Here is a 3,235-nt window from a genome sequence, read left to right on the forward strand (position 1 = left end):
CACGGTTTCCCCGGAGATCCACCCGATCTTCGGGGAAACCGTGAAGGTCCACCGGCTCCCGTGGTAGTACCGGATTCCGCTGCCGGGCACCCTTACCCTGGAACGACCAGTCAGAGCCCACCGAGAGGTGCAGACGTGTCGCCCCGTCGTAATCAGCAGCGGAAGTGGATCACCGCCACTGCCGCCGACGAGCCCACCGGTACTCCGCTAGGCGGCTCGCTGCGGCGCACCGAGAGCTACCAGGGCGAGGAGTGGGTGGTGCAGACGGTGGCGGGCACGGCCGGGCGGCACTACCGCTGCCCGGGCTGCGACCAGGAGATCCCGCCGGGGACCGGTCACGTGGTGGCCTGGCCCTCGTACGGCGCCGGGGTGGACGACCGGCGGCACTGGCACCGGGCCTGCTGGGGCGCCCGCGAGCGGCGCGGTTCGGCGGTCCAGCGCGGCCGCGGGGCCCCCAGGTACTGAGTGCCCCTCCCGCGGCCCGCGCCCGGGCCGGCGCCTCAGGCGTCGCGCTTCTTGAGCACCGCGGCCCCGCCGAGCAGGGCGGCCAGTGTCCAGGCGCCGCAGATGAGGAAGCCGCCCACCCAGCCGTAGGGCTCGCCCGGTGCCTGGAAGACCGACAGCATCTGGCGGCCCGCGTAGTCCGGGAAGTAGTGCGCCACGTTCTTCACCTTGGGCACCGCCGAGAGGATCGGCGAGAGCAGGAAGAAGAACGGCACCAGCACGCCCAGCGCCAGCGTCTGGTTGTGCAGCATGGCCGTGACGCCGGCCGAGAAGAGGCACAGCAGCATCAGGTAGACCGCCGCGCCGAGCACCGCGCGCAGCACGCCCGGTGAGCCGAGCGTGGTGTGGTGGTCCCCGAGCAGTGCCTGGCCGAGGAAGAACGTGATGAAGGCGGTCACCAGCGAGGCCAGCAGCGACAGTGCGCCGATGACCACGGCCTTGCCGGTCAGCAGGGTGCCGCGCTGCGGGACGGCGGCCAGCGAGACCCGGATCATCCCGCTGCTGTACTCGTTGCCGACCGCCAGCACCCCGAAGACGATCATCGCGATCTCGCCGAGCATGATGCCGGCGAAGCTGGTGGCGGTGGCGTCGAAGGGGGTCTTGGCGTCCTTGGTGAAGTCGCTGAAGTTGTTCTTGGTGAGCAGGGAGATCAGCGCGCCGAGCGCGACCGTCACCAGGAAGGAGAGCAGCAGGGTCCAGACGGTGGAGCGGACGCTGCGGATCTTGGTCCACTCGGACTGCAGGATCGCGGGGAAGGAGGCCGTGCCGGCCGACCGTTCAACCATCTCAGTTCGCACCCTTCTGCTGCTTGGCCCGCTTCTTGCGCCCGCCCGCCGGCGGCTGCCAGCCGGCTCCCCAGGTGCCGGCCGCACCGGCCGCGTCCGTGCCGGCCACCACCTGCGCGCCCGCGTGGTACTCCACCGAGTCGGCGGTCATCTGCATGAACGCCTCCTCCAGCGAGGCGCGTTGCGGGCTCAGCTCGTGCAGCGTGATGCCGTTGGCGGCGGCCAGGTCGCCGAGTTTGGCCGGGTCGCCGTCCACCACCTCGTAGCTGCCCCCGGGGCCCGCCTCGACGGTCAGCGGCTGCGCGGCGAGCACGTCCAGCAGCAGCTCCGGCTGCGGGGTGCGCAGCCGTACCGCGGAGCGCGAGTTCTGCTCGATGAAGTCGGCCATCGACAGGTCGGCCAGCAGCCGGCCCTTGCCGATCACCACCAGGTGGTCGGCGGTCAGCGCCATCTCGCTCATCAGGTGCGAGGAGACGAAGACCGTGCGGCCCTCGCCGGCCAGGCGCTTCATCAGGTTGCGGATCCACAGGATGCCCTCGGGGTCGAGCCCGTTGACCGGCTCGTCGAACATCAGGATCTCCGGGTCGCCGAGCAGCGCGCTGGCGATGCCCAGGCGCTGGCCCATGCCCAGCGAGAAGCCGCGGGCGCGCTTGCGGGCCACGTCGGTCAGGCCCACCAGGGCCAGCACCTCGTCCACCCGGCGGGTGGGGATCCGGTTGCTCTGCGCCAGCCAGAGCAGGTGGTCGCGGGCGGTGCGCCCGGGGTGCACCGCCTTGGCCTCCAGCAGCGCGCCGATGTACTTCAGCGGCTCGGCGAGCTGCCCGTAGCGCCGGCCGTCGAGGGTCACCCGGCCGCTGCTGGGCCGGTCGAGGTCGAGGATCATCCGCATGGTGGTGGACTTGCCGGCACCGTTGGGGCCGAGGAACCCGGTGACCACCCCCTGCGGCACCTGGAAGCTCAGCCCGTCCACTGCGGTCTTGTCGCCGTACCGTTTGGTCAGCTCGTGCAGTTCGATCATCGCCGCTCCCTGTCGCTCATACCTCGTCAGGTTATGACAAATCAGACAGACCGGCCCGGACGGCGCGGCCTTTCGGTCGCTGCCCCAGGCCCTACGGTGGGCGCCATGACCGATCCCCATCCCCAGCAGTCCGCCACCCCGCTGGTGCTGCTGCACGCCTTCCCGCTCACCTCCGCGATGTGGCGCGGGCAGCTCGACGGGTCGCTGGCCGGTGCCCGGGTGCTGGCCCCGGACCTGCGCGGCTTCGACGGCTCCCCGCCGCCGCCCGGCGTGCCCTCGCTGGAGCACTGGGTCGACGACCTGGCCCGCCTGCTGGACGCGGCCGGCCTCGAGCGCGCGGTCGTCGGCGGACTGTCGATGGGCGGCTACCTGGCGCTGGCCTTCGCCCGCCGCCACCCGGACCGGCTCGCAGGCCTGCTGCTCGCCGACACCAAGGCGAGCGCCGACACCGAGGCGGCCCGCGCGAACCGCGAGCGGATCGCGAGCGCGGTGCTGGCCCGGCGCAGCGTGGCGCTGCTCGCCGAGGAGCGGATGGAGGACACCCTGCTCGGCCCGGACGCCGGACCGCGGCTGCTCGCCGAGGTGCGGGGCATGGTCGCCGCCGCCGACCCGCGGGCGGTGGCCTGGGCGCAGCGCGCGATGGCCGCCCGCGGCGAGAGCTTCCAGGTGCTGGCCGGGCTGCGGGTGCCGGTCGCGGTGGTGGTCGGCGAGCGGGACGCGATCACGCCGGTCACCGACGACGAGGCGATGGTCGCGGCGCTGCCGGCCGCGGAGCTGACGGTCGTCGCGGCGGCGGGCCACCTCAGCGCGCTGGAAGCCCCGGCGGCGTTCAACGCGGCGGTGCTGGCCCTGCTGCGCCGGGTGGACTGAACCGGAGACGTCCGGGCGCCCGGGCCGGCCGGGCCGGGCGGGAACGCGGAAGGGGGGA

Annotated in this window: 4 protein-coding genes; 2 read left to right on the forward strand and 2 right to left on the reverse strand. The window is 73.1% G+C overall.

The genetic code is table 11. From position 1 onward, the window contains the following. Window positions 1–135: 135 nt before the first annotated feature. Window positions 136–465: an ATP/GTP-binding protein gene (locus ABD323_RS38755; RefSeq protein ID WP_425556309.1), complete on the forward strand. Its 330-nt coding sequence runs from the start codon at window positions 136–138 to the stop codon at window positions 463–465. Between the two features lie 35 nt (window positions 466–500). On the opposite strand, the gene ABD323_RS38760 is transcribed toward ABD323_RS38755, so the two are convergent. Beyond that, the gene (locus ABD323_RS38760; protein ID WP_344446803.1) at window positions 501–1,289 is read right to left on the reverse strand and encodes an ABC transporter permease; all 789 of its coding nucleotides are present in this window, start codon (window positions 1,287–1,289) and stop codon (window positions 501–503) included. A 1-nt stretch (window position 1,290) separates the two neighbouring features. Then, window positions 1,291–2,307, reverse strand: coding sequence for an ABC transporter ATP-binding protein (locus tag ABD323_RS38765; RefSeq protein WP_344446804.1), 1,017 nt, complete (start codon window positions 2,305–2,307; stop codon window positions 1,291–1,293). Window positions 2,308–2,412: 105 nt separating this feature from the next. Between ABD323_RS38765 and ABD323_RS38770 the strand changes: the two genes are divergently transcribed. Continuing rightward, window positions 2,413–3,177 (forward strand): alpha/beta fold hydrolase, encoded by a 765-nt coding sequence (locus ABD323_RS38770; RefSeq protein WP_344446805.1) that lies wholly within the window; start codon window positions 2,413–2,415, stop codon window positions 3,175–3,177. The last annotated feature ends 58 nt before the right edge of the window (window positions 3,178–3,235 follow it).

This window comes from Kitasatospora nipponensis (assembly GCF_039528135.1).
Classification (GTDB): domain Bacteria; phylum Actinomycetota; class Actinomycetes; order Streptomycetales; family Streptomycetaceae; genus Kitasatospora; species Kitasatospora nipponensis.

Excerpts from the sequence above, each read along its gene's own strand:
- ABD323_RS38765 (WP_344446804.1), bottom strand. The coding sequence starts at position 2,307 with ATGATCGAACTGCACGAGCTGACCAAACGGTACGGCGACAAGACCGCA.
- ABD323_RS38770 (WP_344446805.1), top strand. The coding sequence starts at position 2,413 with ATGACCGATCCCCATCCCCAGCAGTCCGCCACCCCGCTGGTGCTGCTG.
- ABD323_RS38760 (WP_344446803.1), bottom strand. The coding sequence starts at position 1,289 with ATGGTTGAACGGTCGGCCGGCACGGCCTCCTTCCCCGCGATCCTGCAG.